The organism is Copranaerobaculum intestinale (genome assembly GCF_009831105.1).
GTDB lineage: Bacteria > Bacillota_I > Bacilli_A > Erysipelotrichales > Erysipelotrichaceae > Copranaerobaculum > Copranaerobaculum intestinale.
Window position 1 is genome coordinate 547,138 of sequence record NZ_WUUQ01000002.1, and the last position, 16,966, is coordinate 564,103.

Annotated in this window: 17 protein-coding genes; 2 read left to right on the forward strand and 15 right to left on the reverse strand. The window is 44.4% G+C overall.

The genetic code is table 11. The features are described 5' to 3' along the window. Nucleotides 1–4 precede the first annotated feature (4 nt). From GSF08_RS07465 to ybeY, 9 genes are all read right to left on the reverse strand, one after another. Nucleotides 5–682: a tRNA (adenine(22)-N(1))-methyltransferase gene (locus GSF08_RS07465; RefSeq protein ID WP_160625190.1), complete on the reverse strand. Its 678-nt coding sequence runs from the start codon at nucleotides 680–682 to the stop codon at nucleotides 5–7. Next, a complete protein-coding gene (gene rpoD / locus GSF08_RS07470) occupies nucleotides 682–1,896 on the reverse strand; it encodes an RNA polymerase sigma factor RpoD (RefSeq protein ID WP_249805956.1) in 1,215 nt (404 codons plus the stop codon). Before rpoD ends, GSF08_RS07465 begins: the two co-directional genes overlap by 1 nt. Continuing rightward, nucleotides 1,880–3,649, reverse strand: a complete 1,770-nt coding sequence (gene dnaG, locus GSF08_RS07475) for a DNA primase (RefSeq protein WP_160625191.1) — start codon at nucleotides 3,647–3,649, stop codon at nucleotides 1,880–1,882. Before dnaG ends, rpoD begins: the two co-directional genes overlap by 17 nt. Before the next feature lie 12 nt (nucleotides 3,650–3,661). Next, entirely contained in the window at nucleotides 3,662–5,035 is a 1,374-nt protein-coding gene (locus tag GSF08_RS07480; protein ID WP_160625192.1) for a glycine--tRNA ligase, read from the reverse strand. Between the two features lie 174 nt (nucleotides 5,036–5,209). Further along, nucleotides 5,210–5,950 carry a DNA repair protein RecO gene (recO, locus tag GSF08_RS07485; RefSeq protein ID WP_160625193.1) on the reverse strand — a complete coding sequence of 247 codons (741 nt, stop codon included), beginning with the start codon at nucleotides 5,948–5,950 and terminating at the stop codon, nucleotides 5,210–5,212. Further along, nucleotides 5,943–6,833: a GTPase Era gene (gene era, locus GSF08_RS07490; protein WP_160625194.1), complete on the reverse strand. Its 891-nt coding sequence runs from the start codon at nucleotides 6,831–6,833 to the stop codon at nucleotides 5,943–5,945. Before era ends, recO begins: the two co-directional genes overlap by 8 nt. Continuing rightward, on the reverse strand, nucleotides 6,830–7,231 hold the full coding sequence (gene cdd / locus GSF08_RS07495) for a cytidine deaminase (protein ID WP_160625195.1): 402 nt from the start codon (nucleotides 7,229–7,231) through the stop codon (nucleotides 6,830–6,832). The genes era and cdd overlap by 4 nt, the downstream gene beginning before the upstream one ends. Further along, nucleotides 7,228–7,587 carry a diacylglycerol kinase family protein gene (locus tag GSF08_RS07500; RefSeq protein ID WP_160625196.1) on the reverse strand — a complete coding sequence of 120 codons (360 nt, stop codon included), beginning with the start codon at nucleotides 7,585–7,587 and terminating at the stop codon, nucleotides 7,228–7,230. The genes cdd and GSF08_RS07500 overlap by 4 nt, the downstream gene beginning before the upstream one ends. Next, nucleotides 7,568–8,023: an rRNA maturation RNase YbeY gene (gene ybeY, locus GSF08_RS07505; protein ID WP_160625197.1), complete on the reverse strand. Its 456-nt coding sequence runs from the start codon at nucleotides 8,021–8,023 to the stop codon at nucleotides 7,568–7,570. The genes GSF08_RS07500 and ybeY overlap by 20 nt, the downstream gene beginning before the upstream one ends. Before the next feature lie 181 nt (nucleotides 8,024–8,204). Here ybeY and GSF08_RS07510 point away from each other — a divergent pair, with 181 nt between their 5' ends. Next, on the forward strand, nucleotides 8,205–9,881 hold the full coding sequence (locus tag GSF08_RS07510; RefSeq protein ID WP_160625198.1) for a Na/Pi cotransporter family protein: 1,677 nt from the start codon (nucleotides 8,205–8,207) through the stop codon (nucleotides 9,879–9,881). Between the two features lie 30 nt (nucleotides 9,882–9,911). Here the strand turns inward: GSF08_RS07510 and GSF08_RS07515 are convergent, their stop codons facing one another. From GSF08_RS07515 to GSF08_RS07540, 6 genes are all read right to left on the reverse strand, one after another. Then, nucleotides 9,912–10,844, reverse strand: a complete 933-nt coding sequence (locus GSF08_RS07515; RefSeq protein WP_347337989.1) for a glycosyltransferase family 2 protein — start codon at nucleotides 10,842–10,844, stop codon at nucleotides 9,912–9,914. A 105-nt stretch (nucleotides 10,845–10,949) separates the two neighbouring features. Beyond that, the gene (phoU, locus tag GSF08_RS07520; protein WP_160625200.1) at nucleotides 10,950–11,588 is read right to left on the reverse strand and encodes a phosphate signaling complex protein PhoU; all 639 of its coding nucleotides are present in this window, start codon (nucleotides 11,586–11,588) and stop codon (nucleotides 10,950–10,952) included. A gap of 11 nt (nucleotides 11,589–11,599) precedes the next feature. After that, nucleotides 11,600–12,355: a phosphate ABC transporter ATP-binding protein PstB gene (pstB, locus tag GSF08_RS07525; RefSeq protein WP_160625201.1), complete on the reverse strand. Its 756-nt coding sequence runs from the start codon at nucleotides 12,353–12,355 to the stop codon at nucleotides 11,600–11,602. Nucleotides 12,356–12,364: 9 nt separating this feature from the next. Beyond that, a complete protein-coding gene (pstA, locus tag GSF08_RS07530) occupies nucleotides 12,365–13,597 on the reverse strand; it encodes a phosphate ABC transporter permease PstA (protein ID WP_160625202.1) in 1,233 nt (410 codons plus the stop codon). Further along, on the reverse strand, nucleotides 13,594–14,526 hold the full coding sequence (gene pstC / locus GSF08_RS07535) for a phosphate ABC transporter permease subunit PstC (protein WP_160625203.1): 933 nt from the start codon (nucleotides 14,524–14,526) through the stop codon (nucleotides 13,594–13,596). The genes pstA and pstC overlap by 4 nt, the downstream gene beginning before the upstream one ends. 70 nt (nucleotides 14,527–14,596) lie before the next feature. Continuing rightward, the gene (locus GSF08_RS07540; RefSeq protein ID WP_160625204.1) at nucleotides 14,597–15,523 is read right to left on the reverse strand and encodes a substrate-binding domain-containing protein; all 927 of its coding nucleotides are present in this window, start codon (nucleotides 15,521–15,523) and stop codon (nucleotides 14,597–14,599) included. A 276-nt stretch (nucleotides 15,524–15,799) separates the two neighbouring features. Here GSF08_RS07540 and GSF08_RS07545 point away from each other — a divergent pair, with 276 nt between their 5' ends. Next, a complete protein-coding gene (locus tag GSF08_RS07545; protein WP_160625205.1) occupies nucleotides 15,800–16,963 on the forward strand; it encodes a hypothetical protein in 1,164 nt (387 codons plus the stop codon). Nucleotides 16,964–16,966 lie beyond the last annotated feature (3 nt).

A 16,966-nucleotide genomic window follows, 5' to 3' on the forward strand; every position in this document is an offset into this window, starting at 1 on the left:
AGTGCTAACTCCTTTTTCTTACGTCTGCAAGTTTATTTCGAATGCTGATCAGCTGCTGCTGATAATCAAAATACTTTGGATGATTGATTGGCATTTGCTGTAGGATGGTTTCCAGTTTCGTCAAACGAAACTGCCAATATGGCAGAAAGCTTGCCTGCTGATCCAGGCCGCATCCAAAGCAAATTTCTGCTTCACTCAGCGGTTCATGCGCGGCTGTATTCATATCGATCATCGTATAGAAATGGCCGTCCTTCACAAGCCGCTCCTGGATAATTGTAAAGTGATGATCACTGATCCACCGCCGCAGCTCTTCGACGCCGGTATTGGCTTGCAGAATAATGTGACGAAATTGATAAAGCTTTGATAAATTCTCTTCCAGAATCATTTTGATCGTATCAAATCCCATACCGGCGATAATCGCCGTATCAGCATCCTCAGGCACCTTGGAAAGACCGCCGCCAAGAATAGCAGTGATCTGATCCTGCAGTCCCTGTTCCTGAATCAATGCTTTTGCACGATCTAATGGACCAACTGCAATATCACACGCATACGCTTTGGTAATGATCTGATTTTGAACAAGAAAAGCCGGAAGCAGTGCATGGTCAGTTCCGATATCGGCCACAATGCTTCCCGGCTGGATCATATCAGCAAGCGTTTGCAGCCGAAGACTGAGTTTACTCATTATGGCTTATCCACAAAATCCTTCAAACGCTTAGAGCGAGTCGGATGCTTCAGCTTACGCAGTGCTTTTGCTTCAATCTGACGAATTCGCTCACGTGTTACGTTAAATTCTTTTCCTACTTCTTCTAATGTCCGGGTACGTCCGTCATATAATCCAAAACGCAGGCGCAGCACTTTCTCCTCACGCTCTGTAAGTCCCTGCAGCACGGTGTTAATCTCATCCTTCAGCAGCTGATTGTTGGCATATTCATCCGGAGATAATGCTTCCTTATCCTCAATAAAATCACCTAAATGGGAATCGTCTTCCTCACCGATCGGGGTTTCCAAAGAAACCGGTTCCAAAGCGATCTTCTGAATTTCTCGTACTTTCTCCGGAGAGATGTTTTCCATTTTCGCAGCAATTTCCTCTGCCGTAGGATCACGGCCCAGATCCTGAACCAGCTGACGCTGAATCCGAGTTAGTTTGTTGATGGTCTCAACCATATGGACAGGAATCCGTATCGTTCTGGCCTGATCGGCAATCGCTCTGGTGATCGCTTGACGAATCCACCAAGTTGCGTAGGTTGAAAATTTGAAGCCTTTGGTGTAATCGAATTTTTCAACTGCTTTGACCAAGCCCATATTTCCTTCCTGGATCAAATCCAGAAACAACATGCCCCGTCCAACATATTTTTTTGCGATGGAAACAACCAGACGCAGATTGGCTGCGATCAGCTTCCGCTTAGCTTCTTCATCCCCAGCCTGAATCCGTCGCGCAATCTCCGGCTCATCAGCCGGATCCAACAGATCGACCCGTCCGATCTCTTTCAGATACATTTTGACCGGATCGTTGATTTTTGTATGAGCCGCATTGGCGAAGGACTGCTCCAGTGTTTCAATATCGCTGGCAAGCGCGTTAAAATCACTGTCTTCCGTTTCCTCCTCTACGTCAATATCATCATCAAACAATTCCAGGTCGGCATTAATATGCTCAGCATCGGGAATGTTGGAATCATCTTCATCATCCGTAATGCTGATATTGTTTTGGGCGAACCACAGCAGCAGATCTTCACTCTCCTGATCGTTTAGATCCAGGTGTTCAATCGCATCATCAATATCTTTTTGATTTAAGAATCCGTTGATTTTATAAGATTCTTGCAGTTCGGTTTTTACATCATCCAAGGATTTAAATTCCATTGAGGTCTCCTTTTTTGAATTCTTATCGGTTTTCTTCATTCAGTATACCCCCTCTTTCGCGAATCAGTCGGTTTTTTTCATCCGCAAGTACAGCTTTTTGTATCGGATCGTGCATTTGTTGAATCTGATCATTCAATTTTTTGATCTTGTTGTCTATCAAACTGGATTTGCATCGTTTGATGTCATCACGGAGAACGTTCATATCGATCTCTTCCCGCGCCAGTTCCCAGTTTGCGATTTCCAACAGCAGATCCTTTACTTTTTCTTCTTTGATCAGATCAAGCAAGTCTGCCACGATCAATTCCGTATGTGTACGATAGTAATCAATTATATAAATAGCCAGTTGATTACAAGTGTCGTCTTCCATAAATCCAAGTTCATCCCGATAGATATTGCTGGCGGCGACACCGCACAGCATCTGCGACAGAATCTCATGCTGCGCCCGCAGTGCTCCGTCTTTGGGGTATGTCAGATAGTTTCTTCGGGCAGCTGCCCGCTTTCTGGGTGCATGTGATACCTGAGCTTCGTTTACTGTTTGACGCATATCGAAACCGGTCAGCTGCAACAGCCGCATATAATGATTCGCTTTTTCAAAATCATCCGGCATGGAAGCAATGGCATCCGCCATCTCCTGCGCAAATGCTTTTTTCTGCGAGTAATTTTCAAGGTTATACTTTTCACTTAGATACTGAAACAGAAAATCGATCCAGGAAATCGTCCGTTCACTCATCTTTTTCAGTTCATCCAAGCCGTATACTTCAATAATTTCATCGGGGTCGAGTCCCACTTTGTTTTCTACAATTTCAAAGCGAAACAGATTATTGATCAGCATACCGAGCTTATAGGTTGCACTCTGCCCTGCCTGGTCTCCATCATAACATATTACCACCGGCACATTCAGCCGTTTCATCAGCTTCAGCTGCGCTTTTGTACATGCAGTACCCAATGTGGCTATCGCGTTATGCATACCTGCCTTCTCAAAGGCCAGCACATCCATGGCGCCTTCTACTAAAATTGCTTTCCCGCTTTTTTTGCATTCCGGCTTGGCCCGATGATAGTTAAAGATCAAATTACCCTTTGTGTATATCTTGGTTTCCGAGGTGTTTATGTATTTCGCATCATCGTTATCTTTGATACGGCGAGCAGAGAAGCCAACCGGTTTGCCGTTTTCATCATGAATCGGAATGGTAATACGGTTGGTGAACACATCATACATGCCCATGCTTCCCATCCGTGCGACATTCGCCGCAATCAGGTCTTCATCCGCGTGCTTTTTCGCATGCAGGAAATGATAGACCTCGTTATCCGGAGGGTTATATCCAAGTTCGAATTTCTTAATGATCTCATCACTGAGCCCACGCTTATGCAGATAATCCTTTACCGGACCTGCTCGGGGTGCATCCAGCTCATAGCAGGTAAATTCAATCATATCCTGATGAATTTTATGCAGCTTGGCGGCATAGGGATCAATCGGTCTGGACGTATTTTCCAGGCGGCTATGATCAAACACAACACCGGCATAATCTGCTACTTTCGCGACAGCCTCAATAAAGCTAATCTGTTCATAACGCTGCACAAACGAAAATACATTACCCCCGGCACCGCATACAAAGCATTTAAAAATCTGTTTATCTTCATTGACGGACATAGAAGGATCATGGTCATCATGAAAAGGACAAGTACACCAATAATTCTTGCCCTTCCGCGTCAGCGGCTCGTAGCGAGATATCACATCAACGATATCCGCCTGCGATCTGATTTCATTGATTTCCTGTTCACTTAATCGCGTCAAAGAATCACCTCATTAAAAGCGGATACGTTTTGCCAGATAGTCCTGCAGCTCGTTGATAGCAACCCGTTCCTGTTCCATCGTATCGCGATGACGCACGGTTACGCAGCCATCGTTCTCTGTTTCAAAATCCACCGTGATGCAAAACGGTGTACCGATTGCATCCTGACGGCGATAGCGCTTGCCGATACTGCCGGATTCATCATATTCACATGCTCCAATAGGAGCTGCGATATGGAAGACCTCCATTGCCTTTTCGCTCAGTTTTTTGGAAAGCGGCATGATGCAGGCTTTTACCGGCGCTAAAAACGGATGGAAATGCATAACGACGCGGGTATCGTTTTCAAGCTGCTCTTCTTCATAGGCGTCACACATGAAGGCTAACATTAAACGCTCTACCCCAACCGCCGGTTCTACGCAGTAAGGGAGAAATTTCTCACCCGTTTCCTGATCGAAATATTCCAGATTTTGCTTGCTGGTATTTTGATGACAGGTTAGATCATAGTCGGTACGATCAGCGATGCCCCACAGTTCGCCCCAGCCGAAAGAGAATTTATATTCAATATCGCTGGTACCAGTTGAATAATGAGAAAGCTCTTCCTGAGTGTGTTCACGAATTCTGAGGTTTTCGGAAGCAACGCCCAGGTCAGTGAGAAATTTCATACAGAAGTTTTTATAATATTCATACCATTTCATATCTTCGCCAGGACGCGTAAAGAATTCCAGTTCCATCTGTTCAAATTCACGGGTACGGAAGATAAAGTTACCCGGCGTGATCTCATTACGGAAGCTCTTTCCGATCTGACCGATGCCGAACGGCAGTTTCCTGCGGGTTGTACGAGATACATTTTTAAAGTTCACGAACATTCCCTGAGCCGTTTCAGGACGCAGATATATAGTATTTTTGGAATCCTCGACCACTCCCTGGAAGGTTTTAAACATCAGATTAAACTGACGGATATCAGTAAAGTCATGACTGCCGCAGTCTGGACAGGCAATTTTATGTTCACGGATATACTCCATCATTTTTTCATTGGTCCAGCCCCCAGGGTTCACTTCTCCATGACTGTCATCTTCAATCAGTTTATCCGCACGATGACGGGTATGACAGTTTTTGCAATCCATCAGCGGGTCACTGAAGCCGCCGACATGGCCGCTGGCCACCCATACCTGAGGATTCATCAAAATCGCTGACTGAATGCCGACATTATTTGGACTTTCCTGGATGAATTTCTGCCACCAGGCCTTTTTGATATTGTCTTTCAACTCTACCCCAAGCGGTCCAAAATCCCAGGTATTGGATAAACCGCCGTAGATTTCCGAGCCTTGATATACAAATCCGCTGTTTTTCGCATGTGCTACAACAGTTTCAAACAATTTCTCGTTCATTTTGCATCCTTTCCGAAGAAAAAATCACCATCAGGTGATGACTTCTGTAACTTCTTAATTTTATATATAAATATACAGTATATTTATACCATTTTTGATTACGCATTGTCAATAAAAAATCCAGCTGTATGCGATGTTTTTTCAGAAAGTAAATGAAAATAAATCACAGCTGGTTCAGTACGTGAATTTTGATATATTCTTTAAAAATACTGCACTTTTCAAAGCGGCATTGCCATATTCAGAAAGCAGTGATAACAGGATATCAGCATCCTCATAATCCCATGATGCACTGTCATCGATGATCGACAGATGTTCGATTGCCGCATGATTGATCAGACGAAATTTCTTCAGCTGTTCCTTCGTGCGTTTTCGATCATCTTCACAGCGATAGCAGCTGTGACAGACAAAGCCTCCATCACAAATAGAGATGCCCTGAATATGCTCCCGGCTGCCGCAGCGTACACATCCCTCCACTTCCGGATAAATTCCCTGCATGCGCAAATGCAGAGCCAGAAATAAACAGAGCACACCATAAGGCTGCGTTCCCTTTTCCAAAGCGTCCAAGCAGGTATCTACGATTTTAAAATATTCGCTGCCCTCATCCATCGTCTGCGAAACGACAATTTCACAAATCAGCGAAGCAATCGCCGATAGCAGCAAATGTTCACGAAGGTGCCGCCGGCTTTTCAGTCCCTGTGCGGTTTTCAGCGTATACAGTGATCGCTGTTCATGAGCATTGTATAAAATGCGCGCCAAACTGTACGGCTGTATCGCACCGGCATTTTTACTGTTTCCCTTATTGGCGCCGCGGGCAATCAGGTTGATTTTTCCCTGTTCACTTAAACCGCAGATCAGCGCGTCGTGCTCACGGTACTCCTTATAACTTAAAACAAGCATATCACATTGCTCATTCATACTCGTCTTCCTTATATCCAAACTGCTGCAGCTTATTGGTGCGGTTGCGCCAGTTGTGCTCGACGCGAACATACAATTCCAAATCAACCCGCTTATGAAACAGCTTTTTCAGATCTTTCTGAGCAGCCATACGAATTGCTTTGATCATCGCTGCCTGTTTCCCGATGATGATTGCTTTTTGTGAATCACGTTCGACGATCACCAGGGCTCGGATGTAGCATTTGGTTTCCTGTTCATCAATTTCCTCACAAAGTACAGCGATGGAATGAGGTATCTCTTCTTCGGTTTTATACAAAATTTTTTCTCGGATGATCTCCTGCACCTGGAACGTCCGTCCGTGATCACTCACCTGATCCTCGGGATAAAACATGGGACCTTCTTCCAAGTACGGTAATGTTGTTTTTAGCAGCTCCTCCAGATTATCTGCCTGTAGAGCGCTGATCGGAATGATCTCCTGAAAATTGTAGCGTTTCTGCCATTCCGTAAGATTTATCAGAACTTCTTCCTTTTTCAGACGATCAATTTTGTTTAGCAGTAAAAAACATGGTGCATCACTGTTTTTGATCCTTTCCAATAGAAATTCATCACCACTGCCGAAGGGCTGCGAAGCATCCACAATCAAATACACCACATCCACGTCCTGAAGTGCGGTAAAAGCATTCTTATTCAGCGTGCGTCCCAGCTCATGGTGCGGCTTATGAACGCCCGGCGTATCAATAAAGACATACTGTGCTTCTGCGGTTGTCAGAATCCCTTGAATATTATTACGGGTTGTCTGCGGTTTGGGGGATATGATCGATACCTTTTGTTTCAGTAAGGCATTTAACAGCGTACTCTTGCCGGCATTGGGACGTCCGATGATACTGATAAAGCCAGTTTTCATACGTTCAGATCCTCCTGTCCAAACGCAAAGGGAAGCAATTCTCGAATGGTTGTATCCATCTCGGATTCTCGATTGCTTAATATGATCGGCGTTTCCTCCTCCAGCAGTTCGCTCAATACCTGCCGGCAGGAACCGCACGGTGTACCGATTCGCTCTCCATCACTGACGATCGCCAGCGCTTCAATATCCGCTTTGCGATATCCTTGCGAATATGCAGAAAAAACAGCGTTGCGCTCCGCACAGATTGAGGATCCGTACGCTGCATTTTCAATATTGGCTCCCAGTATATAATTGCCGTCCTTGGTTGCGACACAGGCTCCTACATGGTAATTGGAATAAGGCGCATAGGCATGATCCATCGCCTCAAATGCTTTCGATAACAACAATTCACGATTCATAAAATTTTTCCTCCAATAATCAATAAGCCGACCAGCAGAGCCCCGATCGAAACGATCAGCACCGCTGCTGCGGCATAGTCTTTAATTCGTTTTGATGCTTCGTTTATATGGGGTGCACTCAGATCGCACAGCCGTTCGATGGAACTGTTCACAAATTCCATGGCAATAACCAGTGCGATTACCAGGATCAATATCATCCATTCCATAACCGTAAAGCGAAACAGGATACCCGCCGCTGCCGCCAGCAATGCAAAGCCGCATTGGATACGAATACTGGAATCGTGACAAATACCGTGAAATAAGCCCTCAAAAGCATAGCGGAATTTTGCAGCCAGTCTATTTACGAACGATTTCATCCAATATCACATCCTGTAAATGGAACATCGCTTTTTCCTGTGCTTCCTCCATATGATCATAGCCCAGAAGATGCAGCATACCATGGGTAAACAGAAAACAGCATTCTCGTTCAATGCTGTGACCGTATTCTTCAGCTTGATCCCGAATCGCCTGAACATTGATAAATATGTCCCCTAACTCCTTTTCCTCGCCCATCATTTCATACGTTTCTTCAGCATCCTGCAAAGCGAAGCTGATGACATCCGTAGGATGGTCGATCTGCCGATAGTCACGGTTGATTTCATGAATTGCCTGCGGTGTAACAAAAATAATCGACAAGCTGTAATCATCAGCCAGTTTCAATACCGATTCGGCTCGTTTTGCGATTGTCTCAAAGCGGGAGGTATACTCCTCCCAGCACGCTTCCTCACTTTGATTGATGATATTGATTTCCATATATCTGCCCTCATATCTTACTTACAGTGCCATTATACCACAGTTCGTTTATGCTATCTAATTTTTATACACAACCATTTTTCAGTTTTCTTTTTTTACAAAAATGTAATTTTTCTATATAAGAATTACTTGTTTAATGGTAAAATAACATCGTATCGTAAGATTTAAGGGAGGCACATCCATGTTACCTGTCGCAACAGCAACAATGTCCTGGTCGTCCATTCACTGGGATTTGATTATCGGGGGCTTTGCCCTGTTTTTATTCGGAATCCAGTATATGGGAGACGGATTAAAGAGCATAGCCGGTGATAAATTACGCGATTACATAGACAAATATACATCAAAACCCTGGATGGGAATCATCATCGGGGCTGGTATTACTACCTTTATCCAGTCAAGTTCGGCTACCACAGCCATCGCGATCGGATTTGTAAGAGCCGGATTAATGCGCCTGGATCAGGCGATCGGTGTGATCATGGGCGCCAACATCGGTACCACGATCACCGCATTCTTAATTGGTATGAAGGTGGAAAAATTCGCTTTGTACTTTGTTTTCATCGGCGTGCTGATCGTCGTATTCTCCAAGCGCAAGAAGGTCACCTATCTCGGCGAGATTATTTTGGGTTTTGGCATCCTGTTCTTCGGCCTGAAGCTGATGGGCGAAGAATTAGGAGTCTTCGGTCAGCTGCCGCAGTTTAATGATTTTGCGGAGGTCATGGCCAAACAGCCGATCCTGGGCTTATTAGCCGGTACCTTGATGACCGGCTTGGTTCAATCCTCAAGCGCCGTGATCGGGATTACCCAGAAGCTATATGAATCCGGTGCTATAACGATGGTTGCGGCCCTGCCATTTGTATTCGGTTCCAATATTGGAACGACGATCACCGCGATCTTTGCGGCGTTAGGAGGTTCGCTTGCTTCAAAGCGGGCGGCGGGCGTTCACGTTATGTTTAACGTCTTAGGAACCCTGATTTTTATGATCTTCCTATATCCGTTCGCAAAGCTTATTACTTCGATATCAGCATCGATGAATTTAGCTCCGATGATGCAAATTGCCTTAGCGCATATCATCTTCAACGGCATCACGACGATTGCCGCCTATCCGATGATTCCATTTATGGTAAAAACCATCAAACGCATTATTCCGGGTAAAGAAACAGAACGTATTGAAGTAAAGCTGGACGATTTGGATCCTCGTCTGGTCAATTCACTGCCGGCCGGAGCGCTGGGCATCTCCAAGCAGGCCACGATCAAAATGGGAGAGCTGGCAATCGATGCGATCAAAGAGTCCCAGGAATACTTCAATACCCGCTCTGGAAAACACAACGAAGCAGCTCGGCAGTTTGAAGACGCAATCAATTCATTGGATTTAAAGATTACCAAATACCTGATGGAAATCGCTCATAACAGCTTGGGTGAACATGATATGGATCAATTTATCGATAACCTGCAGGTTATTAAAAATATCGAGCGAATCGGTGATATTACGATGAATCTGAATGAATTTTATGAGCTTGCCTATGAAGAAAAGGATAAATTCTCCAAAGGTGCCAGTGAGGATATCAACGAAATGTATGAAACGGTGCTGGAAATGGTCAACCTATCCCTGCAGTTCTTTGATACCCGGGAAGAAAACATCGTTGCGGTACTCAATGATAAAGAAAACTATTTGGATCTGATTGAAGAAAAATCCCGTCAGCGTCATTTCAAACGCATGGCAAAGGATGAATGTACAGCAGCTATCGCAGCCAGTGTTTACATCGATATTCTGAGTAATTTGGAACGTCTTGGCGATCATACCGTAAATATTATAAAAGTTATTGATAAAGATATTCCGATGCATACCAATGCAATTTAAAAGGACTTTGAAGTCCTTTTTTTATATGGATTAGTATTGGCGGCGGTTGGTCTCTTTAATGATATACAGCGGTCGATGTCTGGCCTCGGCTACATTTTTCGCAAGGTATTCACCAAAAATACCGGTGAACAACATCTGCATACCACCGATAAAAAACAGCAGACAGATGATTAGGAATACCTTATCAAATCGAAAAAACAGGATATACAATAAAATGATAAATCCCACCAGGCAGAAAATCAATCCAAAGACGGCTGCCAGCAGCAGCGGTACATTGGAAAAAGCAGTAATTCCCTCCAGCGCATATAGAAAAAGTGAGCGCATTGACCACTTACTGGTTCCCTCCTGCCGGTTCACATTTTCATAATCAATCCAGATCGTTTGAAATCCGATATAGGAAAACAATCCTTTTGAGTAACGGTTTACTTCATGGAAGGACAATAGGCTGTCAACCATCTGACGGCTCATCATGCGATAATCGCCTGCTCCATCATCCATTTTCACACAGCAGATCGCATTAATGAGCTGATAGAACTTACGCGAACAAAAATTGCGCAGGCTGCCTTCTCCGGTGCGATCCACCCGATGTGCCGCTGCACAGTCTGCTCCGCTTTCCTGCAGGCGTTCATACATTGTTTTTAAAAGCTTTGGGGGATGCTGGAGATCGGCATCCATAATTACCACATAATTCCCTCGGGAAGCTTTTAACCCGGCATACATGGCTGCTTCTTTACCGAAGTTGCGGGAGAAAGAATCATAATAGACATGGGGATCCTGATTAGACAGTTGGTGGAGAATTTCAAGCGTTCCATCGGTACTGCCGTCATTGACAAAATGAAATTCATACTGAATCGGCATATCCTGTACAACCTCGCTGACCGCGGTATAAAAATGCGGCAGTGCCGCTTCTTCATTAAAACAGGGAACCACAATGGTTACTATGTCCTTACAAGCATCAAACACATCCATCCTCCATTCATGACTAGTATGTCCGAACGCTGCTTTCTTTATCAGAATTTATAAAAAAACAGACGTTAAGTACTTCCGTCTGCATTTTAATTGATTTCTTTATCCAAAGTCGTAATGCTGTCCCTTGATCAAGAATATAGTATGTTCACATATGTTGATGATATGATCCTCACTGCGTTCGATGTTGCGAAGCATTGCTGAAATGGAGAACAGATGACGATATGTTTCAATATCCTCTTTTTCCAGCAGCTTTGTTTTCAATTCATTCAGCAGAATCTTGTTTTTGCGATCATCCTGCGGTAAAGCAAAAGCAGCTTCGACATCACGTTTTTCATAGCTCTCTAACGCATTTTCCAGCATGCTGATATTCTGTCTTTCCATTTCTACAGCATATTCACATACAGAGGAGTCAATCGCATCATGACAGATCATATAGGAAGCAATGCCTTTGGCATAGTCTCCAATGCGTTCAAGCTCGGTAGCAATTTTAATTGCGGTGATGATGCGCCGCAGATCGGATGCAACCGGGGCAAGCAGGGCCAGTGCAGATATCGCCTGATCGTTTACTTCTTCTTCCAATTTATTAATATATTCATCGGACTGTATGACTGCCAGCGCGTTGTCGCGATTATTCTCCTCAAACAATGTCATCGCCTTTTCATGCATTCTGATAACTCGGCATCCCATTTTCATAAGGGTTGCTTCCATACAGTCAAGTTCCTGATCAATTTTTACCATATCGGTACCTCCTATCCAAATCGTCCGGTGATATAGTCTTCCGTGCGCTTATCAGCCGGATTTTGAAAAATATCTTGAGTCGTATTGAATTCCACTATTTCACCTAGTAGAAAGAATGCAGTATCATCACTTACCCGTGATGCCTGCTGCATCGAATGCGTGACAATGACGATTGTATATTCCTGCTTCAGTTCCTCGATCAATTCCTCGATCTTTGCGGTAGCGATCGGATCCAAGGCGCTGGTTGGTTCATCCATCAAAATGACCTCCGGTTCCATCGCAATCGTTCTGGCGATACACAGACGCTGCTGCTGTCCGCCGGATAAAGCCATCGCACTTTCATGAAGCCGATCATGAACCTCATCCCATAGGGCTGCCTGTTTCAAAGAACGCTCTACGATCTCACTCAGCAGCTTTTTATTTTTAATGCCCTGACAACGCGGCCCATAAGCAATATTATCAAAGATGGACATCGGGAACGGATTCGGCTTCTGAAAGACCATACCGACTTTTGTCCGCAGCTCGACGACATTGACCTGACGATCAAAGATATTCTCGTTGTCCATCATCACTTTGCCCTCTATGCGGCAGCCTTCAATCAGATCATTCATTCGGTTCAGACAGCGAAGAAAGGTGGATTTACCACAGCCGCTGGGGCCGATCAGCGCAGTGACATGATGCTTACGGATATCGAGATTGAGCGATTTCAGCGCCTGCTTCGCTCCATAATATAAGTTCAGGTTTTCTACTTTAAAAATTGTTTCCATAAGTCCTCCTTAATGCCATTCCTTCTGCAGCCGGCGGCTGATCCATTTTACTCCGATATTCAGCAGGAAGACAAAGATCAATAAGATAATTGAAATTGCCGATGCCAGCTCGAAATTTGGCTGTTCTCCGCTCATGATCGACCAGATGTGCACGGCCATTGATGTACCTTGGGTGAGCAGTGTCGGAGCATCGCTGATAAAGGTTCCCATCGTATAAATGAGGGCAGCGGATTCACCAATCACCCGGCCAATGCTTAAGAGCACGCCAGACAGAATGCCCGGCACCGCACATGGTAATATGATCTTGAATATTGTCTGAGATTGATTGGCACCCAACGCCAGAGATGCATCCCGCAGATTCTGCGGTACGACCAAAAGCGCTTCTTCGGTCGCACGGATAATGGTCGGCAGCAGTATGATCGACATCGTAATGCCGCCCAGCAATACGTTGGTCGTGGTAGCGCCAAATGCCTTGGTAATCGGGAACAGCACGGTAACGCCCATCAGTCCGTAAATAATGCTCGGTACTCCGGTCAGCATCTCAATGCCGGTACGGATCAGCTGATTGACACGATTTTTTGTCGCATACTCATTCAAATAGATGGCTGCCGCAATGCCAATCGGCAGTGCAATCAGCAACGATACCAGAATCAGATATCCAGTTGCGATAATCGAACCTCGGATCCCTCCGCCGGCAGTTTTGACATATGCGGATGTCAACGTTTCAGCCGTTTGATCGAGATTCTTTACCACAGTTTCAGCATTTTCCGACAAAATTGTGCCAGTGATGCCAGCCGTACCGTTTTGATCCTCAAAGTCGATTTTTTCAAGTCGCATGCCAACCTGTAAATTCAGTTCTTTCCCCTTATTCTGTCCTGCACTCCCATCCACGACTGATGCAAATGGTGATTTCGGATCAATATATTCGATCAGCACCTGTTTTTCTTTTTCATGGGAAACATGATCCACCAGCGCAATTCCCCATCTCCTTGAGAAATAGGCCTCATGACTTAAATCATCCGGTTTTTCATATTGGGAAGCAGTATTGTGATCTGCTGAGCTCTCAACTATATAATTTTTCGACCAGTAATCATTTTTTAATAAATCCCAATTAATCAGCGAAGAACCTTTTGAAAAGGTAAAGACAAAGACCGATAATAGAATCAGCTCACAGAGCAGGCTGGCAAGATAGGTAATGCCGTTTAAGGCCATATCGCTCTTTCTGATATTGCATTTCTTCATCCGGACACCTTCCCTATCTTTTTACGAATTGCATTCAGCAGCAGATTGGACAGCAGAATAACCACCATCAGCACGATGCCTACGGAAAAGCGGATATCATAATCCAGCCCGGTTGTTTCCTTCAAACCGGACAGCATGGTACTGGTCAGCGTGCGGGTGATATCAAATGGATGAAAGGTCGGACCGAACATTTTATTGCCGGCAACCATCGCAACTGCTGTCGCTTCACCAAAAGCCCGTCCGATCCCCAGAATTGCTCCGGCAAAGATACCGGATTTCGCGCTGGTCAAAACCACCTTGAAGCGCGTTTGGGTCGGCGTAGCCCCAAGAGCCAGCGATCCCAGCTCAAGATCTCGATCAACCGCCTGAATGGCTGCTATAGATAAAGAGGTTATCGTCGGTGTGATCATAATTGCCAATAACAGAATGACCGCCAGCTGTGAACTTCCTCCAGCCGTTGATAAACCAAGACCAGCTGCCATATTCATGACCAGCTTGGTGATGACACCGGCTGCGAATACACCGTATACCACAGAAGGAATCGATGCCAGCAGTTCAATGATCGTCGTCATGAATGATGCAATCGGTTTCGGTGCAATCTTTGCGATGAACAGTGCGCTCAGCACGGATATCGGAAATGCCAGCAGCAATGCCCCAAACGATGTCAGCAGCGTATTGATAACAATATAACCGACTCCATATACACCTTGATCCTGACGCCACTGAGTTCCAAACATAAATCGAACCAGTGATACATCACCGTTAAGAAACGGCGTGATACCCTTTTGTGTTATAAAAATGACAATGATCGCAATCGCTGAGGCCGAGACCAGCGCTGCGGTAAAAAACAGTGCCTTCAATATTTTATCCCGGCGTATTTTATGTCGATTCCTTTTTTGATTTCGATATGACTTTACATTTGTTCTCACTTCATCACCTGTTTTCTATAAATTCAACAACAGCTCATATGAGCTGCTGTTTTTTTGTATGGCTTTGCTGCTACTTCACATCTTTCCAGTTTTTGATTTCACCGGTAAAGATTTGTTTGATCTGCTTTGCATTCAGTGAGGTAACCGCTGTATTCTGATTGCTGATGATCGCTACTACCGCATCGATACAGTACTGTCCGCTCATCATCGCATTCGCTGTATTTTCTTCACCCTCAAATGCTCTTGAGGCAAAGCCGATATCCGCTTTATTCGGTCCATCCTTCTCAGCTCCCAATACCCGCTTGTAGCCATCGCTGGAACCGGATTGATTCATAGCGAATTTATAATTGCCGGCCATCGGTGAGAATGCTTCCAAAGCTCCCTTTAAGGTTTTCTCTACCGAAGTGGAGCCCGCCGTTTGAATCGTGATCGCACTGTTGTCCTGATCGACAATCGGATGATTCTTTTTCAATTCAGCCCACGGCTTGCCCTTGGATTTATCAACGATACCGCCATTTTTCTCAACTACCAGCATCCCTTCCGTGGAATTTTGCATATAGTCTAAGAAAGCCGCTACCAGCTGCTCCTTAGCATCACTTCCGAAATCACCCTTGGCACGGGTTACAAATTCAAATGGACGCTGCAGCTTGTAAGTATTATCCAATACTGTATCCTGACTTGGCTTTACTCCATCATAGGCAAGCGGTGTAACCTTGTTTGCTTCAAAATCCGTCGATAATGAAACATAACCGATTCCATATTTGTCAGTACCTACCTTTGTAGCCATATCTCCGTTGGAATCCACAGTAACTGCCTTTTTCGTCAGTTTTCCCTCAAAATCATTTCCCTTTTCGAATGCTTCTCGAGTACCGCTTGATGCATCACGGGAGTAAATTTGGATCTTCCCTTCAAAATCCTTACTGCCGGTTTCTTTTCCATCATTGACACCACACCCGACTAAGAGCAGCGCCATTGCTGCGACAAGCAACTTTTTCATAATCTTTCCTCCTTGATTACGGGCATATCATATCGTTGTTTTATTACTAAAAAATGAATGTTCTGTTAAATTCCTGTTAAATCTAACCTTTATTATTTCCCTTTTAGGAAGTTTTATCAGGAAAAGCTTTTTTCGATTCAAAAAAACGGCTTCATGCAGATACTCCAAGATTAACTGTAACTTTTTCATAAATCATTCCGGATCCGCAGACATTCATTGATTTTGTCACGTTTCTTCATAGATAATATCACGGATAAATAAAGGGGTAATACATACATGAATGATAAAAACAAACGACTGGCCTTATCGCTGGTAGAAAATAAATTATTCAGCAATCCAACACTGACGTATGCACAGATCGAAAAGCGGACAGGATATTCACGCAGACAGCTGCTCCGCTTTGCCAAAAATTTAAAAATATCCGATAAGGAAACCATGCTGCGCCACGGCAATACCGGGAAACGTCCGGCGGCTTCAGCGACAACAGATGAAATACGTTTTCTGAATGAATTTAAAAAGCTGCATCCCCAGACAACCATTGCAGAGTTCAAAGCAATCTATGAAAAAGAAGTGATTGAGAATCCCGCCTATGCGAAAGAGGTTCGCAAATATCATCTTAAATCACGCAGCTACTCTTTCTTTCAGCGTTTTTATCAGGATTATCATCACCAATCTCCAGTCGTAAGCAGTAGGAATGAGGAAATGAAAAGGGTTCTCTTCAATGAAGGGAAGGAGTATGGAAGTTGTGTCTGTATATCTTCAATGCTGTATACCTGGATTCATACTGATCAAGTATGCTGTCTGCATCTATTGTATGATGAAGTCACCAATTCCTTGTTATGCGGCTGCTTTTCACTCCATGAGGAGGAAAACTGTTATCTGTCCTTGCTGAAACAGCTATTGGTACAGTATGGGATTCCGGAAAATCTAATTTTTATAGTCGCGGAAACATCAATCTGTAATAACCTTTGTGGTAAGCTGAAGCGTATCTGCAAACGCCTTGGAATGGAGCTGCTGATGAATCCAATTGATCATCGCAGCAACAAGGTCTTTGAACAGGTTGCCTGGCTTATAAAAAAGAATCCGCTGTATCTCGTAAATTCATCTTATGAGGAAATCAATCGCTATTTCAATGAAGCGTTCATTCCAGTTTATAATCGCTGCTATGCCCGTCCTACCCTGGCTGACAACGGCTTTGTACCGCTTCCTGATAATGTGGAACGCCCCTATCTGATCATGAAGTTTCTGCGTAAAACTGACCATCAGGGCAGATTATCCTTTCACAGTCAGCTCTACGAGCTTTATGATGAATACGGCAGTAATGTGAACCTGATCGATACCGAAATTGTCTTACAGGAGGATATATTTAAAAATACCTTACGTGTCTACTATGGTAAACAGAAGCTGTATCCGGTTCTCTGCATGACCGTAACCCAATAAAAA